Genomic DNA, 23,657 nt, shown 5'->3' on the forward strand with positions numbered 1-23,657 from the left:
CCCCCCCCCCCTGGCCGCCCGGTTCGCCCTCGCGCTCCTCGCGCCCGTGCTCGCCGGGCGGGCGGCCGGGGCGGCGCCCGTCGCCGTCCGTACGGCCCCCGCCGCGCACGGAGACGCGCCCCGCGACACCGTCACCCTCGTCACCGGGGACGCGGTCACTGTCGCCACCGACACCGACGGGCGCGTCCCGGTCGACCCCGAGCCGGTCGCGGGCACGGCCACCGGCTTCCGTACCGAGCAGGAGCCTTCGGGCGACACCCACGTCATCCCGGACAGCGCGGGGGAGGGGCCGGCCTCCGGGCGGCTCGACCGGGAACTGCTCGACGTGACCCGGCTCGCCGCCCACAGCCAGGGGGCCTCCGGCAGCGACACCCTGCCCCTGAGCGTCGATCACGCGGGCGCCCCGGCCCGCTCCACGCTCGCGGCGTGCGCCGGGGACGTCCAGGGTGTCACGCACCGGACACCGCTCACCTCGCTCGGCGTCCTCCGCCGCACCAACGCCCTGGAGACCTCTGGCACCCGCACCGACACCACGTGCACCTTCCGCTCGGCGGACCCGCGGCCCGGCGCCACCGCACCCGGCTGCGCCGAGGTCTACGGCCCGGACCACCCGTGCGCCGTCCTGCCGGTGATCCTCTTCGGCTCCGCCCCGGGCGTCGACGGCGACAACACCGCCCGTGCCGGCCGGGCCCTTCCCGTACGCGCCAGTACCCTGCGCCCCGACGGCTGCACGGGCCCGCGCGTCACAGGAATGCGCGTCGAGGCGTCCTACGACGACGGCGCGACCCGGACCGGCTCCGTACGGCCGCACGTGCGCGGCGACGGATCGGCCACTGCCGTCCTGCACCACCCGCGCACCGGCGCCGAGCACGTCACCCTCCGGGCCACCGCCGCGGACGACGCAGGCAGCCGCACCCAGCAGACCGTGGTCCGGACCTACACGCTGCGCCGCTGACCGGGGCGCGGGGAAGGCCGGACCGCAAACCCACCCCTACCAGGAAGGGTTCACCTCTCCATGACACCGAGACAAGGCAGACCGCGACGCGCCTGGGGCCTCCTGCTCGCCGTGGGTCTCGCGGCGACCGGACTCCCCGCCGCCACGAGCGCCCAGGCCGCACCCGCGAGCGGCACCGCCCGGCCGACCGTCGAGCGCGCCCTGACCAACGACCTCGCGGACGGCGGGAGTTCCACCTTCTGGGTCTATCTCCGGGACGAGGCGGATCTCAAGGGCGCAGCGAAGATCAAGGACTGGGCGCGGCAGGGGCGCGAGGTGAGCAGCCGCCTCCGGGAGACCGCCCGGACCAGCCAGGACGCCCTGATCGACGTGTTGCGGGACGCGGGTGCCACGTACAAGCCCTTCTGGATCGCCGACACCGTCGAGGTGAAGGGCGACGCGAAGCTGCTGAAGCGCATCACCGCCCTGCCGGAGGTGGCCCGGGTCACCGGCGACCGGACGTACGCCCTGCCGGAGATCAAGGCAGCGCAGGACGAGCCGGCCGTGGACGACGTCGAGTGGGGCGTGGACCGCATCGGCGCACCCCGGGTGTGGAAGGACTACCAGGCCACGGGTGAGGGCATCGTCGTCGGCAGCATCGACTCCGGCGTGCAGTACGACCACCCGGCGCTGGTGAAGCAGTACCGGGGGAACAACGGCGACGGCACCTTCACCCACGACTACAACTGGTACGACCCCACCGTAAGCTGCGGCATCGTTGTCTCCACGCCCTGCGACAACGTCGGGCACGGCACCCACACCGTCGGCACCATGGTCGGCGACGGTGGCACCGGCAATCACGTCGGTGTGGCGCCCGGCGCCAAGTGGATAGCCGCCAAGGGCTGTTCCTCCAGCACCTGCACACAGAGCGCGCTCCTGGCCGCAGGCCAGTTCATGCTCGCCCCCACCGACTCCCGGAACAGGAACCCGCGCCCCGAACTGCGGCCGCACATCGTGAACAACTCGTGGGGCAACGCGAATGTCGGGGCCGACCCGTGGTTTCAGCAGACCGTGCAGGCGTGGGTGGCGGCCGGGATATTCCCGGTCTTCTCCAACGGGAACGAGGGCCCGGACTGCGGCACCGACGCCAATCCGGCGAACGTGAAGGAGAGTTACGGAGTCGGGGCCTTCGATGCCGACGGCGTCGTCGCCTCCTTCTCCAGCCGCGGCCCCTCCGAGTTCGATGACGACCTGATCAAGCCGAACGTGTCGGCGCCCGGGGTCGCCATCCGGTCCACCTACCCCGGCGGCAAGTACGCCGTCGGCAGCGGTACGTCGATGGCCGCACCGCATGTGGCGGGCGCCATCGCACTGTTGTGGTCGGCCGCCCCGGCGGTCGCGCGGAACATCGACGCGACGCGGCGGCTCCTGGACGAGACAGCCGTCGACGTCCCGGACGTCTCCTGCGGTGGCACCGCGGAGAACAACAACGTCTACGGGCAGGGCCGGCTGGACATCCACGCGGCCGTCGAAAAGGCCCCGCGCGGCACCACCGGCTCCCTGAGCGGGACGGTCACCGACGCGGCGACCGGCGAACCGGTCGAAGGCGCGACCGTACACATCGCCACTGCCGTGGGGCCGGTGGGTCTGCCCGAGACGACCGGACCGAGCGGCCGCTACACGCTGCTCGCCACCGTCGGCGACTACACCCTGACGACGTCGTCCCCCGCCTACACCACTACGAAGACCCAGGTGACGGTCACCGAGGCGGCCACCACCACCGCCGACATCCGCCTTCCGGCCCGGCCGGGCAAGGTCCTCTCCGTCACCCCGGAGGACGCCGACTTCGGCACCGTGCCCATCGGCACCACCGGCGGGCCCGTCGCCGTCACCCTCACCAGCCTCGGCAGCAAGCCCGTCACCGTCGTCCGCGTCACCGACCACGACGGCGCGTTCGTGGCCGGCCCGGGCACCTGCGGCAAGCCGCCGTTCCGGCTGAGGCGCAAGGAGCACTGCACCCTCGCCCTCACCTTCCGGCCGACCGAGAGGACCGGTCAGGACGGGAAGATCGTCCTCCGCCACGATGCCGCGGGCCTCGTGCACACTGTGCGCGTGCACGGCAGCGGTGCTCCCATTCCCGCCCGCACCGGTGCCCTGAGCACGATGAGCCTGCAGCACGAACTGCATGCCGCGGCCGTGGACCCCGCGGGCCGCTACGCCTACTTCGGCAGTGACAACGCCATGGACCCCCTGCCCGGCTACATCACCAAGGTCGACCTGAAGACGTTCAAGAAGGTCGGCACACTGTCGGTGGGGATCGGCCAGAAGCTGCTCCAGGACGCGGTCATCGACCCGGCCGGGAAGTACGCGTACTTCGCCGCGGCCGCCGACCCGGGGCGCGTCATCCGCGTCGATCTGGCGACGTTCACGCTCGACAGGATCCTGGTCCTCGGTGAGGGTGAGCGGAACATCCGCTCGGCCCTCATGGACCCTTCGGGCAAGTACGCCTACTTCGGGACCGGTACCAACCCGGGGCGGCTGGTCAAGGTGGATCTGGCCACGTTCACCCGCGTCGGGGCCGTCACGCTGGGTGCCGGGGACGACTACCTCGACGCCGGGGTCATCGACTCCAGGGGCGGGTTCGCCTACTTCGGTACGGTGACCAGCCCGCAGGGCCGCGTCGTCAAGATCGACCTGGCGGCCATGAAGGAGGTCGGCTCGCTCGTCCTCCCGTCGGGAGAGGGGCCACTGCGCTCGGCGGTCATCGCCCCCGACGACGGCTACGCCTACTTCGGTACCGGTGAGGGCAGCAGAGGCAAGATCGTCCGGGTGGACCTGGAGTCCTTCACCCGGGACGCGGCCCTCACCCCCTCGGGCGGCGGGGCGTTCTTCTCGGCCGTCATGGACCCCGGGGGCCGGTTCGCGGCCTTCGGCACGTTGGCGCTGCCCGGCCGGGTCGTCACCGTCGACCTGGACCGCTTCGAGGCCACGGGGTACGCCTTGCTCGGCGAGAACGAGGACGCGCTGATCTCCGGCGTGATCGACCCGCAGGGCGCCTACGCGTACTTCGGTACGAAGACCGCGCCCGGCCGGATCGTCAAGGTCAGGGTCGGTGCTCGCTTCGAGCTGGCCGCCACGGCCGGCCCGGGCAAGCTGCTGCGCACCGCCGACCTCACGTGGAACGGGGCGACGACGGCGAAGGTCCGGGTCCTCCGGGACGGCAGGACTGTGGCGACCGTCCCGAACACCGGGCGCTTCACCGACCTGATCACCGGCCGTCACCGCCCCTCGTACACGTACAAGCTGTGCGACACGGATACGGACCGCTGCTCCGGCGAGGCGAAGGTGGCCTTCGGCGGGTAGCGCGCCGGGGGCCTCCGCCGGTTCGTTCCCCACCGGCGGAGGCCCCCGCCGGGTGGGCGCCGGTTCCGGCCCGGGCACTACCCTCGCCGCCATGGTCGAACACGAAGCCCTCTCCGTCACCCGCGCCGCCTATGACGACGCCGCCGAGCTGTACGCGCGGTTGTTCAGCGACTCGTTGCGCGACAGCCCGCTGGACCGCGCGATGCTGGACGTCTTCGCCGAGGCCGTCGGCGCGGGCGGCCGGGTGGCGGACCTCGGCTGCGGGCCCGGGCATGTCACCGCCCACCTCGCCGGGCTGGGGCTCGACCCGTTCGGTGTCGACGCCTCGCCCGCCATGATCGAGCTCGCCCGGTCGGCCTGCCCGGGGCTGCGGTTCGACGTCGGGTCGATGGCCGCGCTCGACGTCGCCGACGGATCCCTGGCCGGTGTGCTCTCGCGGTGGTCCGTGATCCACACCCCGCCGGCGGAGCTCCCGCCCGTCCTCGCCGAGTTCGGGCGCGTCCTCGCACCCGGCGGCCACCTTCTCATCGGCTTCTCCGCCACCGACGGGCCCGGCCACCCCACGCAGTCCTTCGACCACGCCGTCGCGACGGCCTACCGGTGGTCGCCCGACCACCTCGCCGGTCTGCTGCGGGCTCACGGGCTGACCGAGACGGCCCGGATGGTCCGCGAGCCCCGGCCGGACGACCGGCGCCAGTTCCAGGAAGTGCACCTGCTTGCCCGCAAGGCGTAACGCGGGGCGGCGCCCGCTTCCGGGGCGCCCACGGCTGCCGCCGCCGCGCGGGGCGTGCGGATCGCGTACGTGGCGGAGACCCATGTGCACAACGACTACGCCAGACCGGGCTGCTGGGCGTGGGCGGCGGATTCCTGGGCGTCCCCGCCCTGGTGACGGCCCTGGCGTTTGAGATGCAGGCGGCTGTCGGGGCGAGCCTGCCGGCTGTCACCGTCAACTCGCCGGCCTCGCTCATCACCCGCTCCGGCGGCACGGCGGGCATGGACCGGGCGGTGGCGGCCCCGTTCACCGGCGCCGCGATCCTGGGCGCGTGGGACGGGAGGCGGCTGGCGGCACGGGTGTCCGGGGGCAGCCTTCAGCGGCTGTTCGCCTGGGTGCTGCTCGCGGTCGCCGCGTTCATGCCGGCCGACGCGCTGACGTGACGGCGCGGCGCCCCTCAGGCCAGGGAGAGGAACAGCTTCTCCAGGCGGGCCCGCATCTGGTCCCGGTCCACCACCGGCTGGGCGCCGTCGGCCATGCACTGCTGGAGGCCCGTCGCGATGATGGCGAAACCGGCCCGGTCCAGGGCGCGGGAGACGGCCGCCAGCTGCGTGATCACGTCCTCGCAGTCCCGGCCCTCCTCGATCATCCTGACGATCCCGGCGATCTGCCCCTGGGCCCGCTTCAGCCGGTTGAGCACCGACTTCAGCTCGTCGGCCGCCATGTCCAGCTCCACGGTTCCTCCCAAGTGCGGGGCCCTGAGCGCGGCCCCGGTGACGGCGTCATACCCCTAGGGGTATATCCTACCGCGTTCGGCACCCCGTACGGCGTACACCCGCTTGTGGGGCCCCGCACACCGGGTGAGGGTGGCGGTGCCCGGGCCCGCGCGGAGCCGGGCCGTCGCCGCGAGGGAGACCGACATGCCGCAGGACACGGACGCCAAGCCCGCCGAGCAGGCCGTGGTCCAGGCCAACCGGGCGGTCCGGCGTGACTACCCCTTCGGCGACACCCAGGACCTGGAGGACGCCCGGCGCGGATTCATGGGCACCGCGCGGGACCCGGTGATCCGCGACGCCACGGGCAGTGCCGTCTGGGACCTGCAAGCCTACGGGTTCCTCGACCAGGAGTGCCCGGACACCGCGAACCCGAGCCTCTGGCGGCAGAGCCGGCTCTGCTCCGAGCACGGGCTCTTCGAGGTCACCGAGGGCATCTACCAGGTACGCGGCTTCGACCTGTCCAACATGACGATCGTCGAGGGCGGCCGTGGGGTCCTCGTCATCGACCCCCTGATCTGCGCAGCCACGGCCGCCGCCGGTATCGCGCTGTACCGCTCCCACCGCGGCGAGCGGCCCGTGACCGGCGTGCTCTACACCCACAGCCACGTCGACCACTTCGGCGGCGTACGCGGCGTGCTCACCGACGAGGACGTCGCGGCCGGAGTCCCGGTGCTCGCCCCGCACGGCTTCCTGGAGCACGCCGTCAGTGAGAACGTCTACGCGGGAACGGCCATGAGCCGGCGCGCCGCGTACATGTACGGCGCCGCCCTCCCGAAGGGCCCCCGGGGCCAGATCGGCGCGGGCCTCGGGCAGACCGTCTCGACGGGCGCGCCCGGGCTGATCCCGCCCACCCTCGACATCACCCGGACCGGCCAGACGGAGACCGTCGACGGCATCCGCATGGTCTTCCAGCTCACCCCGGGCACCGAGGCACCGGCGGAGCTGAACATCCACTTCCCCAGCCTCTCCGCCCTCTGCATGGCGGAGAACGCCACGCACAACCTGCACAACCTGCTGACGCTGCGCGGTGCCGAGGTCCGGGACCCGCACGTGTGGTCCCGCTACCTCACCGAGTCGGTCAGCCTCTTCGGCGAGCTGACCGACGTGGCCTTCGCCTCGCACCACTGGCCGGTCTGGGGCCGCGAGCGCGTGTCCGCCTTCCTCCTGGAGCAGCGCGACCTCTACGCGTACCTCCACGACCAGGTGCTGCGGATGCTCAACCAGGGCCTCACCGGACCGGAGATCGCCGAGGAGATCGTGATGCCGCCGGCACTGGAGCGGGCCTGGCACACCCACGGCTACTACGGTTCCGTCAGCCACAACGCCAAGGCCGTCTACCAGCGTTACCTGGGCTGGTACGACGGCAACCCGGCGCACCTGTGGCAGCACCCCCCGGTCGAGGGAGCCCGGCGGTACGTCGAGTTCATGGGTGGTGCAGACGAAGTCCTGCGCAGGGCCCGGCGGTCCTTCGCCGACGGCGACTACCGCTGGGTGGTGGAGGTCGTCAACCACGTGGTGTTCGCGGACCCGGACAACGCGCGGGCGCGCGCCCTCCAGGCCGACGCGCTGGAGCAGCTGGGCTACGGCAGCGAGAACGGGACCTGGCGCAGCGTCTACCTGATGGGCGCCCAGGAGCTCCGCCACGGCAGCCTCGGCACCCCCACCACCACGGCCTCGCCCGACGTCCTCGCGGCCCTCACCCTCGACCAGCTGGTCGACTCGGTCGCCATCCGGGTCAACGGCCCCCGCGCCTGGGACGCGGACATCACCATCCGCTGGGACATCGCCGGCGGCGAACCCCTCACGATGCGGCTGCGCAACGGCGTCCTCACCCACGTCATGGGGACCGGACCCGCCGTGGGCGAGCCCGACGCCGCCTTCGCGCTGACGGAGGCGGACCTGCGGGACGTCCTGGTGGGCGCCGTGCAGCCCGGCGACCTGGCGGCACGCCCCGGCGTCGAGGTCACCGGCGACGCAGGCCGGCTGATCGAACTTCTCGACCACCTCGACGCCCCGGACCCGGACTTCGCCGTCGTCACCCCCTGAACGGCCGGCCCGGACCCACGACAGCAGGAGGACCGATGGCAGTACGGCACCGCTTGATCGAGGCCACGGTGGCAGACGTCTGGCGGGTCCTCGCGGACCCCTCGCTCTACAGCGACTGGGTGGTCGGGACCGCCGACTCGCGCCCCCGCCGGGGCGACTGGCCGGAGGTCGGCGCCAGTCTCACGTACACCCTGGGCATCGGCCGGTGGTCCGTGCGGGGACGGACGATCGTCCGGCGGTGCGAGGCGCCGCACGTGCTGGAGCTGGAGGCGGACAGCGGCCGGATCGGCACTGCGCGGATCGCCCTGGAAGTACGGCAGTGGGGCGACAACGCCCTGGTCACCCTGGACGAACACCCCCTGCGCGGACCGGCCGGGAAGTTCCACAACACGGCCATCGACACCGTGATCCAGCTCCGTCACCGCAGCGTGCTCGCGCGGCTGGCGCAGACCGTGGAGGCGGCCCGGAAGGGCGCCCGCGAAGCGGTCTGACCCCTTTCCGCGATCCCACTTGGAGGCATCGATGCCGGACGCCGTGGTCATCGGAGCAGGCCCCAACGGCCTCGTCGCGGCGAACCTGCTCGCCGCCGCCGGGTGGAGCGTCGAGGTGCTGGAGGCCCAGCCCGAACCCGGCGGGGCGGTGCGCAGCGACCGCCGGGTGCATCCCGACTACGTCACCGACCTGTTCAGCGCGTTCTACCCGCTGGCGGCGGCCTCCCCGGTCATCGGCGGGCTCGACCTCCGGGAGGAGGGGCTGCGCTGGTCGCGCGCCCCCCGCGTCCTGGCGCACCCGCTCCCGGACGGGCGGTGCGCGGTGCTGGAGGACGACGCGCGGGACACGGCGGCGGGCCTCGACGCGTTCGCCGAGGGGGACGGGGCGGCGTGGCTGGAGCTGTGCGCCACCTGGGACCGGGTGCGCCGCGATGTGCTGGGCGCCCTCTTCACGCCGTTCCCGCCGGTGCGTTCGGGCGTCCGCCTCGCCGCCCGGCTCCGGGCCGCCGGCGGCCTGCGCCTGGCGCGGACCCTGCTGCTGCCCGTACGCCGTCTGGGTGAGGAGCGGTTCGGCGGCGAGGCGGCCAGGATCCTGCTGGCGGGCACCGCACTCCACGCCGACCTCGGCCCCGAGGCGGCCGGGAGCGGCGGCTTCGGCTGGCTGATGTCCATGCTCGGGCAGACCTACGGCTTCCCGGTGCCCGTCGGCGGCGCGGGCGCGCTCACGGCGGCCCTGGTGCGCCGGCTCGAACGGTACGGCGGCGTGCTCCGCTGCGGTGAGCGGGTCACGGAGGTCGTCGTACGCGGCGGACGCGCCGTCGGCGTACGCACCGCGAAGGGCGAGGCCGTGCCCGCGTCGCGCGCCGTGCTCGCCGACGTGTCCGCGCCCGCGCTCTACGGCGGACTGGTCGGTGCACGGCACCTGCCCGGCCGGCTCCTGGACGACCTGCGCCGCTTCCAGTGGGACTTCGCGACGTTCAAGGTGGACTGGGCGCTGAACGGCCCGGTGCCCTGGACCGCCCGCGAGGCCGGCACGGCGGGCACCGTGCACCTGGCGGACGGCGTCGACGGCCTCACCCGCTTCACCGCGCAGATCGCCACGGGACAGGTGCCGGACCGCCCCTTCCTGCTCTTCGGCCAGATGAGCACCGCCGACGCCACCCGCTCACCGGCCGGCACCGAGGCCGCCTGGGCCTACACCCACGTCCCGCACCGCATCAAGGGCGACGCGGGGGAGGACGGGCTGACCGGGCGGTGGGACCGGGGCGAGCAGGAAACCATGGCCGACCGTATGGAGCAGGAGGTGGAGCGCTGGGCCCCCGGCTTCCGCTCCCGCATCAGAGCCCGCCGCCTGCTGGCGCCCCCGACCATCGAATCCATGGACGCCAACCTGTACGGGGGTGCGATCAACGGCGGTACCGCCTCGGCGCACCAGCAACTGGTGTTCCGGCCGACCCCGGGCACCGGCCGCCCCGAGACCCCGGTCAGGGGCCTGTACCTCGCCTCGGCCTCGGCGCACCCCGGCGGCGGCGTGCACGGCGCCCCCAGCGCGAACGCGGCGCGCGCGGCGCTGCGGAAGCGTCTGCGGCGCTGAGGCCAGGGTCAGTCCGGCCGGGCGGGGCCCGCCGACTCGGCCGCGCGGCCCCCGGCCCCCAGCAGGCCCGTGGGCGTGAACTCGGAGCGGTTCAGCTCCTTGCGGGTCGCGAGGGCGACCACCCCCGGCAGCCCGGCCCGCACGGCCTGGACGCCGCGCAGCCAGCCGGGGACGTACACGGAAGGCGACCGCCGCTCGATCGCGGCGACCACGCGCCGGGCCACGTAGGGCGCCGGGTAGGTCTTCCGGGCCGGCGGGGGCATATGGGCGCGCAGCTCCCGCAGCACCGGGTACTGGTCGGCGTCCCGGATCATGTCGGTGTCGATCCAGTTCAGATACGCGATGCCCACGCCGACACCGCGCGGCGCCAGCTCGGCGCGCAGCGAGTGGCACAGGGCCTCCACGCCCGATTTGGAGGCGCAGTACGCGCTCATCATCGGCGCGGCCCCCATGGAGGCCAGCGAGGCGATCTGGAGGTAGTGCCCCCGGGTGTCCAGGAGCTGGGGCAGGAACGTCCGGGCGGTGACCGCGCTGCCGATCAGGTTGACCTCGATCACGCGCCGCCAGCTCGCCGGGTCGGACTCCGCGAACGGCCCGCCCTCGGCCACGCCCGCGTTGGCGACGACCACCGAGGCGGGGCCCAGCCGGCGGCGTACCTCGCCGGCGACGCGGGCCATCGCCGCGTCGTCGGTGACGTCCACGTGCCAGTGCCCGGAGGGGGCGGGGAGGGTGGCGGCCACCCCGGCGAGTGCTTCCTCCTCCAGGCCGAGCAGCGCCACCCGGGCGCCCCGGGCGGCCAGCTCCCGCGCCACGGCCTTGCCCAGGCCGCGCGCCCCGCCCGTCACCACGGCCGTACGGCCGCTCAGCAGGTGCTTCCGGTCAGTCACGGGACTCCTTCGCGTGTCGTGAGGGCCGGCGCCCGTCCGGCCCTTCCCGTCTGCCGCGCGGCCGCCCTGCGGGCGACGACGGGAAGGGCCGGACAGGCCCTGCGCCCTGTTCCGGCCATGGTCACCCGGGGGTGCCGGATGTGCGCGGCGGGAGCGGCCCGCATGCGGCGAAGGGGGCGGGGCAGGAGGCGGGGGACCGCCGCTCGGGTCGCGGCGCGCCGCGGGCCCGGCCAGGCTGGACTGGATGAGCCCGCGCCGGTGAGAACGAGGACCGCCTTCCCCCTCATGGAGGATTCGGATGACGACTACCGCCGCACCGCCCGTCGACCTGGGCAGGCTGTGGACCCTGCCCGGGGTGTACGCGCCGCAGGCCGACACCCACCTGCTGGCGCGGGCGCTCCAGGCCGAGGGCCCGGCCGCCGGCATGGACGTCCTCGACGTCTGCACGGGCAGCGGCGCCCTGGCCCTGCTGGCGGCACGCGGCGGGGCCCGGGTCTCCGCGATCGACATCTCCCGGCGGGCCGTCCTGACCGCCCGCCTGAACGCCGCCCGCGCCGGCCACCGCGTCCGGGTGCTGCGCGGCGACCTCACCGGCCCCGTCGTCGGCCGGCGCTTCCACCTGATCGTGAGCAACCCCCCGTACGTCCCCGCCCCCCACGCCCGCCGCGCCCGCGGCCACGGCCCCGAGGTCGCCTGGGACGCCGGGCTCTGCGGCCGGCAGGCCCTGGACCGCATCTGCGCCCACGCCCACGACGCCCTCCACCCGAACGGCGTGCTGCTCCTCGTCCACTCCGGGCTGTGCGGGGTGGAGGAGACGCTGGCCCGGCTGACCGCGAGCGGCCTGCGCGCCGTGGTGACGAGCCGGTCCTCCGTACCCTTCGGGCCGGTCATGACCGAGCGCCTGCCGTGGCTTCGCGCGCGGGGACTGCTCGGCCCCGACGACGACACCGAGGAACTGGTGGTCATCCGTGCCGAACGCCCCTGAACCCCGCCGCCTCTCCATCGAGCCGGGCGGCCCGGTGCTGATCGAGGGGCCGGTCGAGATCGTCCGGGAGGACGGCTCGACCGTCACCTCCGACCGCTTCGTCGTGGCCGTCTGCACGTGTCGCCGCAGCCGGATGTACCCCTGGTGCGACACCAGCCACCGCCGTCACCGGCGGCCCGTCAGCCCGCCGTCGGGCGAAGGCGGACCGGAAGGGCCTGGTGGCCGTTGCTGATCAGCGACGGGAGCGGGAGCAGGTCCTCGGCGGGGACCGCGAGACGGATCTCGGGGAAGCGCTCGAAGAGCTGACGCAGGGCGGTGGCGATCTCCAGGCGGGCCAGCGGGGCGCCGAGGCAGAAGTGGACCCCGTGGCCGAACGCCAGGTGGTCCTTGGCGGCGCGGGTCACGTCGAAGTCGTCGGCGGTCTCGCCGTGCCAGTCGGGGTGGCGGTTGGCGGGGGCGAAGGAGACCAGGATCGCCTCGCCCCGGGCGATCTTCCGCCCGTCGGGCAGGGGGATGTCCGAGACGGCGAAGCGCATCGGGATGTGCTTGACCGCGGGCTCGTGGCGCAGGGTCTCCTCGACCACGTCGTTCCAGTCGGCGCGGCCCTCGCGGAGGTGGGAGAGCTGTTCCGGGCGGGTCAGCAGCGCGGTGATCGCCTGGTCGATCACGTTGACCGTGGTGTCGTAACCGGCAGAGATCATCAGGAGCAGCGTGTCGCGCAGCTCCTCGTCGCTCAGGCGGCCGCCGTCGCCCTCGTCGTCGCGGGTGGCGAGCAGGAGCGAGGTCATGTCGTCGCCCGGCAGGTCCCGCTTGGAGGCGATGAGCCGGCCGAGCGGCTCGTACAGGGCGGCCGTGTTGGCGGTGGCCTCCTCGACGGTGAGGGTGGTGTCGAAGACGCCGTCGACCTTGGAGCGGAAGCCGTCGAGCTGGTCCTCGGGGACGCCCATGAGCCGGCCGATCACCGCGATCGGGAGCGGATGGGCGAGCTCGGCGCGGAGGTCGACCGGTTCGCCGGCGGGCCGGCCGTCGAGGCCGTCGAGGAGTTCGGAGACGATCTTCTCCACCGAGGCGCGCAGGTCCTGGACGCGCCGGGCGCTGAACGCGGGGGCGATCATCCGGCGCAGCCGCCGGTGGTCGCCGCCGTACGCGGTGAACATGTTGTTCACCGCCACCCACAGGGCGAGCGGCCAGGTGGCCACCGTCTCGGCGAACGCCGGCCAGTGGGCCCGGGCGTCCTTCGAGACCTGGGAGCTGGTCAGGAGCTGCTTCAGGAGGACCGGGTCGCTGACGGACCAGGCGGTGACCCCGAGGACGTCGACGCGGGTGGCGGGGCCGCGCTCGCGCAGCGCCCGGTACTCCGCGTGGCGGTCGGTGCCCGCGGGGTCGAGGACGATGATCGGCTGCTCGGACATGGGGCTCCTTCAGTGGGAGGCGTGGAAGACGATGGGGAGCGATTCCAGCGCGCGGTGGAACGGGCCCGGCCGCCGGCGCAGTTCACCGGCCGGGATCGCGAGGTCCATCTCGGGCAGGGCGTCGAGCAGACAGGTGACCGCGGTCTCCGCGATCAGGTACGCGTGCGAGCGCGCCGGGCAGGTGTGCGGCCCGATGCTCCACGCCAGGTGGGCCCGGTTGCCCGCGATGCCGCCGGACGCCTGCGCGATCGCCGGGTCGTTGTTGCAGCCGGCCATCGAGATCAGGACCGGCTGGTGGGCGGGGAGCAGCACCCCGTCGATGTCCGCCGGGTAGGGCGGGTAGGTGATGCAGTAGTTCGCCATCGGCGGGTCGGTGTAGAGAACGGTGTCGAGCGCGTCCCGCACGGTGGAGTGCCCGGCGTGCAGCCCGGCGGAGAACTCCTCGTCGGTGAGGATCTTCAGCTGGGTGTTGGCGATGAGATTGGTCAGCGGCTCGATGCCCGCCCCGTACAGCGTGACCAGCTGGTGGCTCATCTCCTCGTCGGTCAGCTGCGCCGCGTGGCCGAGCAGCCGGGAGGTGATGTCGTCGGCGGGGTGGCGGCGGCGCAGTTCGACGAGGTCGGTGACCGCCCGGCCCAGGATCTCGTTGCCCCGCTGGGCGTCCGTGGCCTCGAAGATCCGGGACATCCCGTCGGCGATGCGCGCCCCGATCTCGTCGGGGCAGCCGAGCAGGGAGCTGAGGACGCGGAAGGCGATCGGCCACGCGTACTGGGTGAGGACATCGGCCCGGCCCGCCGTGATGAACTCCCCGATGGCGGCCTCGGCCAGCGTCTCCACCCGGGCCCGCAGCTCGTGCTGGTCCACGGCGTCGATCGCGGTGGTGTTGGCGGCCCGGTAGCGGGCGTGCGCGGTGCCGCTGCTGCGCAGGGCGTTGGGCCGCCACTCCATCATCGGCCGCACCGGGCAGGAGGCCGGCACCTGCTCCTGCCAGACGCGCGGGTCGTGCGGGAAGTACAGGGGGTCGTTGAGGATGCGCCGGGCCTGGACGTACCCGATCACCAGGGTCGCCGGGATGCCCGGGGACAGCTCGACGGGCACCAGCGGCCCGTACGCCGCCCGCATCCGCTCGTACGCGGCATGCGGGTCGGCGGCGTACGCCGGGTCGTGGAGCGCGACCCGGCCCGACGGGGCCGACGGCAGGGCGGTGCTGGGGGACGTCATGGCGTGGGCTCCAGGGAGAGGGCCGATCGTTGCGCGGCGAGGTGTTCCGTGAGCGTGATCAGGGCGTACACGCAGGAGGTGCGGTCCCGGGCGTCGCAGGTGGTCAGGGGCGTCTCCGGGTCCAGCGCCAGGGCCTCGCGGATCTCGGCGAGGTCGTATCCGGGCGCGTCCGGGAACACGTTGATCGCGACCGCGTACGGAATGCCCTGGTCCTCCAGGAGCCCCAGCGCCTCGTGGCTCGCGTCCAGGTCGCGCGTGTCGGCCAGCACCAGGCAGCCGAGCGCGCCGTGGGCCAGGTCCTCCCACACCGGCTGGAACCGCACCTGGCCGGGCAGGCCGAACAGGTAGAGGGCGAGGGCGCCGCCGGCCAGGTGGATACGGCCGAAGTCCATGCCCACGGTCGTGGTGGTCTTCCCCGGCACCCCGCGCAGATCGTCCACGCCGACGCTGTCCTCCGTGATCGGCTCCTCCATCCGCAGCGGCCGGACCTCCGAGACGCTGCCGATGAAGGTCGTCTTGCCGACGCCGAAGCCACCGGCGATCACGATCTTGGCGGACTGGGTCACCGTGGCCGGCACGTACGAGACGCCGTTCGAGGCGTCAGACCAGTTCTCGGAGTCCATCGAGCACCTTCTGGAGGATGTCGTTTCGGGGCTGGTCACCCGCGGCGGGTGCCGGGCCGGCCAGATGGCCGCTGTCCATCAGGGAGGACACGATGATCCGGACGGTGGAGGGCGGCAGCTGGAGCGCGGCGGCGATGTCGGCGACGGCCAGACCGCCCCGGCCCACCGCGAACAGGCCCATCACCCGCCGCGCGTCGGGCCCCAGCTCACCGGCCGGGCCCGGCGCGGCGACGACCACGCTCTCCAGGCGCACATCCCGGTCGGGGCGGACCCGCCCGCCGGTACGGACGTAGGGCCTGACCATGTCCGGATCGTGCCGTGGGCCGCTCATGCGGCGGGGCCCCCGTCCGGCTGGAACACCGGGGTGCGCTCCCTCGTGCCCAGCTGTTCGCCCAGGCGGACGACGAGCAGGGCCATGTGGTGGCTGATCAGGCCGACGTCCGCGTGCGGACCCGTCGTCACGACGGACAGCATGGTGTGGTTCCCGGCCGCGGTCGTCAGCCCGATGGCCGACACGGACTCGATCAGCTGCTGGCGCACGCCCTGCCCGCCGGTGAACTCGTCCCAGGCCCGGCCCGACGCGCGCAGCGACGCGGTCAGGGCGGCCAGCTTCTCGCCTTCCTCCTGGCTGATGGTGCGCGTCCGCGCCTTCAGCAGGCCGTCGCCGCTCATCAGCACGGCGTACCGGACGCCCTCCACCGATCCGAGCTGCTCGTCCAGCAGCCAGCCCAGGGTGTTCGCGTGCGTGTCCGACATGATCAACGTCCTTCGTCCGTACGGGGGGTGTTCTGGTTGTCCCGGCTGCGGCGGCTGCCCGCCATCCAGGCGGCGGCCACCGCGGGCCTGCCCGGCTCGACCTCGGGTTCGGACCCCGGCCGCGCCGCGGCTGCGGGCCGCGTCCCGCGCCGGCGGACGGTGAGCCCGCCGGCCGTGGTCGCCGGGGCGGGAGCCGGATTGGACGCGGCACCGGGCGCGGGCTCCGGCTCGGGGGCGGGCAGGGGGGCGGTGGCCTTCCGGGCCGTCGGCAGCGACTGCGCGGCCACCGGCCGGGACGGCCCCGGCGTCGTCAGCAGCTCCTGCGGCAGGACGATGATCGCGCGGGTGCCCCCGTACAGGTTCGGCGCGGTCAGCTCGACGCGGAAGCCGTACTGGTGGGCCAGGACCGAGGCCACCCGCAGACCCGTCTGCGGGTAGGCGCCCAGCCGTGTGATGTCGTCCCGCTGCTCGCCGGACATCACCTCGCGGGCCCAGGTCAGCCGCTCGTCCTCCATCCGGAGACCGGCGTCGTCCACGACGAGGAACGCCGCGTTCGCCCCGTGCTCCAGGGAGACGTGCACCAGGGCGTTGGGCGGCGAGTAGCGCAGGGCGTTGTCCAGCAGCACCGCCAGGGTGTGGACGACCGCCTCCACCGACCGGCTGCGCACCGCGAAGGACTCCAGGTCCGTGTGCCGGACGCGCTGGTAGCCCTCGACCCGGCCCATGGCGGTGCGGACCACATCGGTCAGCGTCGTCGCGGGCCAGCGCCGCGACAGCTTGTCACCGGCCAGGACCCCGTAGCCGGACGCCGTGAGCAGCATCTGCTGCGCCAGGTGGTCCATCTCGACCAGCGTCGCGTACGCGTCGTCCGACACGTGGCGCCGTACTCCGGCGCTGATCGTGCTGCTCAGCTTCGCCGCGCGGTGCACGGTACTGGACGCGAAGGCGCGCACCGCCGCCCGTGCCGTGTCCACCGACTCCTGCCGGACCCGGGCGACCTGACGCTCCGTCTCCACCCTTGCCAGGTCCAGCTGCTCCTCGGTGGCGTTCTGTGCGAGGCGGCCCGTCATGGTGATCGCGGAGCGCACCTGGCCGGCCAGCGCGGTCAGCCCGTCGGCGAGCTGGGTGTGGGCCAGCTGGGGCGGGATGGCCGATTCCACCGGGTAGGGGCGGCCGGTCTGCGCCTCGGCGGCGGCGGCCTGGACGACGCTCCGAGCGACATGCGCCACGTACTGCTCGGCGGCCCGGAGCTGCTGGGCCAACTGCTCGCGCTGCCCGCGGATTTCGTCGGCCCGCCGCTTCTCGGCGCGGGCGCGGCGCAGGAACCACAGCGAGGCGCAGGCCCCCGCCGCCAGCGCGAGCAGGATCACTATCGGTTCGGTCATCGAGGTCCTCGCGGAAATCATGGGGGGACGGTTCCACCGGCCGCGCGGGCGCCGGAGCCCGCGCGTTCAGCTGAGGCGGGGGGAGGCGAGGCGTCTTCGGAGCGCGTCGCGGCCGGTGCCGAGGCCGGCCGCCGGGCGGGTCGCTGAGCAGTTGACCGGCGAGGGGGACATGACAGAACAGTAATCAGGAATGACCAAGGAGCGTACACAAGACGACTGTTGACGATGTATCGGTGGCCGAAAAGTGAAACAACCTGGCCGCTCACGCGCGGAACGTCCCTCGTAGGATTCGGTGCGGGCCCGCGACCGTCGAGGCGCGGGCCAACCAGCGCCCATGCGAGCGCACTTCCGGCCGGGACCCCGGCGGGGGAGTGGCCGGGCGGACGGCCGGAGCATCGAGCCGGCACATCAAGTGAGTGGAGAGCCAGTCATGCGTGGAGGCAGCATCGCCGTGGTCGGCGGGAGCATTGCGGGGTGTGCCGCGGCCCTGGCCGTGTCGCGCGCCGGAGCGGACCGCGTCACCGTCTTCGAGCGCGCCGACGCAGAACTCCGGGACCGGGGCGTCGGAATCGCCCTCCAGAGCGACCGCTACGAGGAGCTGAGAGAGGCCGGATACGTCGCCCCCGAGATGCCCTGGGCACCACTGACCCGGCGGGTGTGGAGCGTACGGGACGGGGACGCGCCGCACGGCCGGGGCTTCGGGCAGCAGCCGTTCCCGTTCCGCGCCTACAACTGGGGCTCGCTGTGGAGCGAGCTGCGCAGCCGGGTGCCCGAGGGCGTCGACTACCGCTCCGGCGCCGTCGTCACCGCCGTCGAGCCGGCCGACGACGGGGTGACGCTGCGGCTCGCCGACGGCCACGAGGAACGGTTCGACCTCGTCATCGGCGCCGACGGCTACCGCTCCGTGGTCCGCGAGGCCATGTTCCCCGGCATCAGCCCCGAATACGCCGGTTACATCGGCTGGCGCGGCGCCTCCGAGGACGTCGAGGGGCTGCCCTCGGACGGGCTCGACGCCCACAACATCGCCTTTCCCGGCGGCCACTGCATGATCTACCGCATCCCGGACGGCACCGGCGGCCACCGCCTCAACTGGGTGCTCTACACCACGCCGCCGGAGACGGACGGCCTCCACCCGGACCTGCGCACCCCCACCTCGCTCCCGCCCGGCCGCCTCAACTCCGAGCTGACCGACTGGCTGCGCGCCCTCGTCGCCGACACCTTCCCGCCCTTCTGGGCCGGCAAGGTGCTCGGCACGCCCGCCGAGACCACGTTCATCCAGCCCATCTACGACCTGGTCGTCCCGCACTACACGTCGGGCCGCATGGCGCTCGTCGGCGATGCCGCCAGCGTCGCCCGCCCGCACGTCGGCGCCGGAAGCGTGAAGGCGCTCCAGGACGCGACCGCGCTGGAGGCGGCCTGGACCGCCGGGGACAGCTGGAAGGACGTGCTGGACCGGTATGACGCCGGGCGGGGCGCGGTCGGCTCCGCCATGGTGGCCCTCGCCCGCCGCATGGGCAGCACCCAGGTCGAGAACACCCCGGACTGGCCGGCCATGCACCAGTCCGAGTTCGACGCCTGGTGGCAGGACCAGAACAGCGGCTCCGACCGCAGCAGCGGCTTCGGCGGCCACAGCCTGAAGGCGAAGTGACCGCGGGCGCGAGGGGTTCGCCCCCCCCTCGCGCCCGTCAGGACGCCGCGGGCGCCAGCTCCAGCGCCGCGTGCAGGGCCGTCGGGTCCTTGCGGGCCTCCGCCCCGTCCAGCCGCAGCGCCACCCGGCCCGACGTCAGGACCGTGAGCGTGTCCGCGCACCCGGCCGCCGTCGCCGGACTCGGCGACACCAGGAGTACGGCGATGCCCTCGGCGGCCAGCGTCGTCACCAGGTCGTGCACCTGACGGACCAGGGCCGGGGCCAGGCCCTCCGTCGGCTCGTCCAGCAGCAGCACACTCGGCGAACCGAGCAGCGCCCGGGCCAGGGCCAGCATCTGCTGCTCCCCGCCCGACAGGTCCGTGCCCCGGTTGCCCCGGCGCTCGCCCAGCCTCGGCAGCAGATCGAGGACCCGCTCGGGCGTCCACACACTCGGCCGCGAGGCGTCGCCCCGGCGCGGCGGACGGTGCGAGAGGCGCAGGTGCTCGGCGACGCTGAGGTTCGCGAAGACCCGGCGGCCCTGCGGCACGAGGCCGATCCCGGCCCGGGCGATCCGGTGCGCCGGCTGTCCCGTCAGGTCCCGGCCGGACAGCCGTACGGTGCCCGCGTCCGGGCGCATCAGACCGGCGACGGTGTGGACGAGCGTCGTCTTGCCCGCGCCGTTGTGGCCGACGACGGCGTGCACCGTGCCGGCGGGCACGGACAGGTCCAGGCCGTGGAGGACCGTGCCGCCGTGGTAGCCCGCGGTCAGGCCCGTGAGTTCGAGCATCGGGGGTCGGTCATCCTCTCGCTTCGGGACTGCCGGTGACGAGGTCCGGCGCGTCACCGGACACCGGCGCCGTGTTCTGATACGCGTCGCGGACCTCCGGGTGGGCGAGCGCCTCCCCGGTCGGCCCGGTCACCAGCACCCGGCCGGCCGCCAGCACGGTGACCGACGTGGCGACCTGGGCGACGACCTCGACGTGGTGCTCGACCAGCACGACCGCCACGCTCTCGGGCAGCGCCCCGAGGATGTCGAGCAGCCGGCCGATGTCACCGTCGGTCAGCCCGGCCGCCGGCTCGTCCAGGAGCAGCAGGCGCGGATCGCCCGCCAGCGCCGCCGCCAGGTCCAGCATGCGGCGCTGCCCGTGCGAGAGCTCGGAGGCCGGCCGGTGCGCCAGGTGCGCGAGCCCCACGGTCTCCAGGTGCCGCCCCGCGGATTCGGTGTGCAGCCGGTAGCGGGAGGGGCTGCGCCAGGCACCCCGGCGCTTCGGGTGGTGCGCCCAGCCGGCCAGCACGATGTTGTCCAGCACCGTCAGCTCGCCGATGGCGGACGGCTGCTGGAAGCTGCGCGCGATGCCCAGCCGGCTGCGCTTCGCGGTGGACGCCCGGGTGACGTCCGCACCGTTCAGCGCGATCGTGCCCCGGTCGGGCCGGTCGGTACCGGCGATGAGGTTGAGCAGGGTCGTCTTGCCGGCGCCGTTGGGGCCGATCACGGCGTGCCGGGCGCCCGGGGGCAGCCGCAGCGAGACGTCGTCCACGGCGGTGAGGCTGCCGTACCTGCGGGTGAGGTGGCCGAGGTCCAGCACGGGGGCCGGCTCCACGGCATCGGTTGCGGGCGTCATGGCGAGACCTTCCCGGCGGGGGACACAGTGGGGGCGGCGGGAGCGGGGCGGCCGACGACGGTGCGCAGACCGGCCAGGCCGCGCGGCAGCAGGTACACGGCGGCGATGAACAGCGCCCCGAGCAGCAGCGGCCCGTGGCCGGGCCAGGAGCCGGCCACCCAGTCCCGGGTGAACACGATCAGCCCGGCGCCGAGAAGGGCGCCGATGACCGACGTCGTACCGCCGATGACGACTGCGAGGAGCGCGAACGCGGCGATCTCGAAGCCGACGTCGGCGGGGGAGAGGTACTGCTGCACGGTGACCATCAGCGAGCCGCCCACCCCGGCCAGCGCACCGGCGCAGATGTGGGCCACGAGCAGATAGCGCCCCACGGGGTGCCCGGACGCGCGCATCCGCGCCTCGGCGCCCCGGGTCCCGGTCAGCAGCTTGCCGGCCGGGGAGCGCAGCACCGTCAGGGTGAGGGCGACGGCGACGACCGCGACGACCGCCGCGTACACGTACAGCTCGCGTTCCCCGGTCATGCCCTCGCCGCCCCACAGGGCCTGGGTGGCGGGGAAGCCGACCAGCCCGTCGGCGCCTCCGGTGACGGACTTGACCTGATTGATCACGGCACTCGTCAGCTCGCCGACGGCCAGCGTGATCATCAGTACGGTCGTGCCCCGGGCCCGGATCACCGCGGGCCCGGTCAACGCCGAGAACACGGCGGCGGCGAGTGCCGACAGGACGATCTGGACCGGGCCCACCGTCCACCCGGCGTCGGCCAGGTTGGCGGTGGCGTACGCGCCGACGGCGAACGGAGCGGTCTGCCCGAGCGTGGGCAGCCCGGCGTACCCGGTCAGGACGGTGACGCTGACCGCGAGCAGACCGAGCGCCAGGGCGGACCCGGCGAGCGAGATGCTGTACGAGTCGAGCATCCCGGGCAGCGCGAACAGGACGGCGAGCAGGACGAGCAGCGGGACGGCCTGCCGCCACCCCGCCGAGTGCAGCCAGGCACCGAGCCGCCCCGGGGCCGCCGGAGCGGGTGCCGCGGCCGCGCGCGACCGGTTCTCCCACCGCGCGGCGAGGAGCCGGCGCAGCCGGGAGACCGGGTCGGAGGACGGGCCCCGCTCCTCGTGCGCCTCCGGTTCCGTGAAGCGGGAGCGGAACACCAGCACCGCCGCCATCGCGGCGAACAGCAGGTACGGGGCGAGGTCCGGCAGCACCGAGACGCCCAGGGTCTGGACCTCGCCCACGGCGACCGCCGCGGCGAACGTCGCCCACAGCGAGCGCAGCCCGCCGAGGACGACGACCACCAGGGACAGCATCAGCACGTTCTCGGAGGTGCCGGGTCCGGGGCCGATGATCGGCGCCCCGAGCACGCCCGCCGCACCGGCCAGCGCGCCCGCCGCCGCGAGCACACCGGTGTGCACGGCCCGGGGGTTGCGGCCGGTGGCGGCGAGCATCTGGGGGTCGTCCGCCGACGCGCGTACCGCCGCACCCACCCGGGTCCGGGTGAGCACCCACGTACCGAAGGCCGCCAGGACGACGGCCATGGCGATGAAGCAGAGCCGGTAGGCGGGGTAGCGGTGGCCCAGCAGGTGGACCGAGGAGTCGAGCGCGCCGGGGACGCGCACCGGCAGCTCGTCCGCCCCGAAGAACTGGATCAGCAGGTCCCCGCCGACGAGGGCGATCCCGAACGTCAGCAGGGCCTGGGCCAGATGCCCACGCCGGGCGAGCGGAACGGTGGCGGCGGAGAGCCCCGCCCCGGCAAGGGCCGCGGCCGCCGTTCCGGCCGCGAGCCCGAGGGCGAGGCCGCCCCATGTTCCGTCGCTCAGCTCGGCGCCGGTGTAGGCGCCGATCGCGTACAGCATGCCGTGCGAGAGGTTCAGTACGCCGGCTGTGCCGAACGCGAGACTCAGGCCGGCGGCGACGACGAACAGCAGCAGCCCGTAGGCCACGCCGTCCACCGCCGGCACGAGGTGGGCATCGAGCAGATCCATGTCAGCCGCCGAGCGTCGCCAGGTCCTGGACCATGACGTTGGACAGCTGGTTGCCGTCCGGACGCACCTGGCGCAGGTACCACGTCTGCACCGGGGCGTGCGCCTTCTTGCTGAACTCCCAGTTGCCGCGCGGGCTGTCGATCTGGCCCAGGCTCGCGATGGCCTTGTTGATCGTCTCCGAGGTCACGTCACCCTTCTTCGCGGCGTCCGCGATCGCCTTGTCGAGCACGGCGGCCGCGTCGTAGGACGACATGGCGTACGTGGTCGGCTGGGTGTCGTGCTCGGCGGTCCAGTCGGCGGCGAACTTGCGGTTGGCCGCGTTGTCGAGGTCCGGAGCGTAGTTCAGGACGGAGTAGATGTCCTTGGCCGCCTGGCCCTCGGCCTGGAGCACGCTGCCCTCGGTGACGAAGGCGGTGTACAGCGGCAGGTCGGCGACGTCGGACTGCGCGTACTGCTTGGCGAAGTCGATCGCGGCCTTGCCGGCGTAGAAGCAGTAGACCGCCTTGGCATCGGTCTTGGCGATCTCCGCGAAGTACGGCATGAAGTTGGTCGTCTTCGGGAACGGCGTCCACTTGGTCTTGCCGTCCGGGTTGGCCAGCTTGCCGCCGACGCGCTTGAACTCTTCGGTGAACCCGCGCAGTTCGTCGTAACCGCCCTGGTAGTCCGGTCCGATCGCGTAGACCGGGCCGTTCACCTTCTCCTTGACGTACGGGGCGATGGCCTTGCCCGGCTCGTCGGACATGAAGCTCGTCGTCCACACGTACTCGGGGTCCTTGACCTCGGGACGGGCGTTGGAGCCGAGGAAGGGGATCTTCGCCTGGCCGACCAGCGGCAGCACCGCGTTGACCGAGCCACCGCTGACCAGGCCGGTCAGCACGTCGACCTTGTCCTTCTTGACCAGCTTGGTGGCGGCCGGGACGGCGGTCGGCGGGCCGTCGCCCTCGTCGGCCACGATGAGGTCGACCTTGCGCCCGCCCAGCTTGTTGTCGTGCGTCTTCAGGTACAGCGCGAAGCCGTCGCGCAGATCGGTGCCGACCGGCTTGTAGGTGCCGGAAAGCGAGGCCACCAGGCCGATCTTGACGGTCTCGTCGCCGGAACCGCTGTCGCTGCTGCAACCGGTGACGGCGGCCAGGCCGAGGGCGAGGGCGGCGGCACCGACGGGCCGGACGAGTCTGCGGTGGCGGGCGCGGCGGGGTATGTCGAAGAACATGGGTGCTCTCATCGGGGGAGTGGTTGGGCAACGG

20 protein-coding genes and 2 pseudogenes are annotated in these 23,657 nt (G+C 73.8%); 10 read left to right on the plus strand and 12 right to left on the minus strand.

Going from position 1 to position 23,657, the window contains the following annotated elements:
- From ACN6LM_RS26355 to ACN6LM_RS26370, 4 genes and pseudogenes are all read left to right on the plus strand, one after another.
- Positions 1–955 (plus strand): annotated as a pseudogene (locus tag ACN6LM_RS26355) (hypothetical protein); the annotation flags it as partial.
- Between the two features lie 60 nt (positions 956–1,015).
- A complete protein-coding gene (locus ACN6LM_RS26360; protein ID WP_445067874.1) occupies positions 1,016–4,297 on the plus strand; it encodes a S8 family serine peptidase in 3,282 nt (1,093 codons plus the stop codon).
- 91 nt (positions 4,298–4,388) lie between these two features.
- Positions 4,389–5,030 (plus strand): class I SAM-dependent DNA methyltransferase, encoded by a 642-nt coding sequence (locus tag ACN6LM_RS26365; protein ID WP_445067875.1) that lies wholly within the window; start codon positions 4,389–4,391, stop codon positions 5,028–5,030.
- Between the two features lie 104 nt (positions 5,031–5,134).
- A pseudogene (locus tag ACN6LM_RS26370) lies at positions 5,135–5,452 on the plus strand (TSUP family transporter); the annotation flags it as partial.
- 14 nt (positions 5,453–5,466) lie between these two features.
- Here the strand turns inward: ACN6LM_RS26370 and ACN6LM_RS26375 are convergent.
- On the minus strand, positions 5,467–5,745 hold the full coding sequence (locus ACN6LM_RS26375) for a metal-sensitive transcriptional regulator (RefSeq protein WP_445067876.1): 279 nt from the start codon (positions 5,743–5,745) through the stop codon (positions 5,467–5,469).
- Positions 5,746–5,929: 184 nt separating this feature from the next.
- On the opposite strand from ACN6LM_RS26375, the gene ACN6LM_RS26380 reads away from it, so the two are divergent.
- From ACN6LM_RS26380 to ACN6LM_RS26390, 3 genes are read left to right on the plus strand one after another with little or no spacing between them, the layout of a single operon-like run.
- Positions 5,930–7,831, plus strand: a complete 1,902-nt coding sequence (locus ACN6LM_RS26380) for an alkyl/aryl-sulfatase (protein ID WP_445067877.1) — start codon at positions 5,930–5,932, stop codon at positions 7,829–7,831.
- A gap of 35 nt (positions 7,832–7,866) precedes the next feature.
- Positions 7,867–8,322 carry an SRPBCC family protein gene (locus tag ACN6LM_RS26385; RefSeq protein ID WP_445067878.1) on the plus strand — a complete coding sequence of 152 codons (456 nt, stop codon included), beginning with the start codon at positions 7,867–7,869 and terminating at the stop codon, positions 8,320–8,322.
- Positions 8,323–8,353: 31 nt separating this feature from the next.
- Complete coding sequence (locus tag ACN6LM_RS26390; protein WP_445067879.1) at positions 8,354–9,916, plus strand: phytoene desaturase family protein; 1,563 nt, start codon at positions 8,354–8,356, stop codon at positions 9,914–9,916.
- Positions 9,917–9,924: 8 nt separating this feature from the next.
- Here ACN6LM_RS26390 and ACN6LM_RS26395 read toward each other — a convergent pair whose 3' ends face one another.
- Positions 9,925–10,803 carry an SDR family oxidoreductase gene (locus ACN6LM_RS26395; protein ID WP_445067880.1) on the minus strand — a complete coding sequence of 293 codons (879 nt, stop codon included), beginning with the start codon at positions 10,801–10,803 and terminating at the stop codon, positions 9,925–9,927.
- A gap of 298 nt (positions 10,804–11,101) precedes the next feature.
- On the opposite strand from ACN6LM_RS26395, the gene ACN6LM_RS26400 reads away from it, so the two are divergent.
- Together ACN6LM_RS26400 and ACN6LM_RS26405 are read left to right on the plus strand one after the other, a co-directional pair.
- Positions 11,102–11,788 (plus strand): HemK2/MTQ2 family protein methyltransferase, encoded by a 687-nt coding sequence (locus ACN6LM_RS26400; RefSeq protein WP_445067881.1) that lies wholly within the window; start codon positions 11,102–11,104, stop codon positions 11,786–11,788.
- Entirely contained in the window at positions 11,772–12,020 is a 249-nt protein-coding gene (locus ACN6LM_RS26405) for a CDGSH iron-sulfur domain-containing protein (protein ID WP_445067882.1), read from the plus strand. The genes ACN6LM_RS26400 and ACN6LM_RS26405 overlap by 17 nt, the downstream gene beginning before the upstream one ends.
- Here ACN6LM_RS26405 and ACN6LM_RS26410 read toward each other — a convergent pair.
- The 6 genes from ACN6LM_RS26410 to ACN6LM_RS26435 are packed head-to-tail and all read right to left on the minus strand — an operon-like array spanning position 11,968 to position 17,185.
- Complete coding sequence (locus ACN6LM_RS26410) at positions 11,968–13,200, minus strand: cytochrome P450 family protein (RefSeq protein WP_445067883.1); 1,233 nt, start codon at positions 13,198–13,200, stop codon at positions 11,968–11,970. The two genes, ACN6LM_RS26405 and ACN6LM_RS26410, sit on opposite strands and share 53 nt — an antisense overlap.
- Positions 13,201–13,209: 9 nt before the next feature.
- Positions 13,210–14,421, minus strand: a complete 1,212-nt coding sequence (locus ACN6LM_RS26415) for a cytochrome P450 (RefSeq protein WP_445067884.1) — start codon at positions 14,419–14,421, stop codon at positions 13,210–13,212.
- The gene (locus tag ACN6LM_RS26420) at positions 14,418–15,044 is read right to left on the minus strand and encodes a GTP-binding protein (RefSeq protein WP_445067885.1); all 627 of its coding nucleotides are present in this window, start codon (positions 15,042–15,044) and stop codon (positions 14,418–14,420) included. Before ACN6LM_RS26420 ends, ACN6LM_RS26415 begins: the two co-directional genes overlap by 4 nt.
- Positions 15,022–15,348, minus strand: a complete 327-nt coding sequence (locus ACN6LM_RS26425; RefSeq protein ID WP_445067886.1) for a DUF742 domain-containing protein — start codon at positions 15,346–15,348, stop codon at positions 15,022–15,024. Before ACN6LM_RS26425 ends, ACN6LM_RS26420 begins: the two co-directional genes overlap by 23 nt.
- A 23-nt stretch (positions 15,349–15,371) precedes the next feature.
- On the minus strand, positions 15,372–15,800 hold the full coding sequence (locus tag ACN6LM_RS26430) for a roadblock/LC7 domain-containing protein (RefSeq protein WP_445067887.1): 429 nt from the start codon (positions 15,798–15,800) through the stop codon (positions 15,372–15,374).
- A gap of 2 nt (positions 15,801–15,802) precedes the next feature.
- Positions 15,803–17,185 carry a hypothetical protein gene (locus ACN6LM_RS26435; protein WP_445067888.1) on the minus strand — a complete coding sequence of 461 codons (1,383 nt, stop codon included), beginning with the start codon at positions 17,183–17,185 and terminating at the stop codon, positions 15,803–15,805.
- Positions 17,186–17,615: 430 nt separating this feature from the next.
- Here ACN6LM_RS26435 and ACN6LM_RS26440 point away from each other — a divergent pair, with 430 nt between their 5' ends.
- Entirely contained in the window at positions 17,616–18,833 is a 1,218-nt protein-coding gene (locus tag ACN6LM_RS26440) for an FAD-dependent monooxygenase (protein WP_445067889.1), read from the plus strand.
- A gap of 37 nt (positions 18,834–18,870) precedes the next feature.
- On the opposite strand, the gene ACN6LM_RS26445 is transcribed toward ACN6LM_RS26440, so the two are convergent.
- Genes ACN6LM_RS26445 through ACN6LM_RS26460 form a run of 4 tightly spaced genes read right to left on the minus strand, consistent with a single transcriptional unit; the run spans position 18,871 to position 23,623 of the window.
- Positions 18,871–19,599: an ABC transporter ATP-binding protein gene (locus ACN6LM_RS26445; protein ID WP_445067890.1), complete on the minus strand. Its 729-nt coding sequence runs from the start codon at positions 19,597–19,599 to the stop codon at positions 18,871–18,873.
- 10 nt (positions 19,600–19,609) lie between these two features.
- Positions 19,610–20,434, minus strand: a complete 825-nt coding sequence (locus tag ACN6LM_RS26450) for an ABC transporter ATP-binding protein (RefSeq protein WP_445067891.1) — start codon at positions 20,432–20,434, stop codon at positions 19,610–19,612.
- A complete protein-coding gene (locus tag ACN6LM_RS26455) occupies positions 20,431–22,413 on the minus strand; it encodes a branched-chain amino acid ABC transporter permease (RefSeq protein WP_445067892.1) in 1,983 nt (660 codons plus the stop codon). Before ACN6LM_RS26455 ends, ACN6LM_RS26450 begins: the two co-directional genes overlap by 4 nt.
- Position 22,414: 1 nt before the next feature.
- On the minus strand, positions 22,415–23,623 hold the full coding sequence (locus ACN6LM_RS26460; RefSeq protein ID WP_445067901.1) for an ABC transporter substrate-binding protein: 1,209 nt from the start codon (positions 23,621–23,623) through the stop codon (positions 22,415–22,417).
- Between the last annotated feature and the right edge of the window lie 34 nt (positions 23,624–23,657).

The sequence above is a fragment of the Streptomyces sp. SAS_281 genome (genome assembly GCF_052542855.1).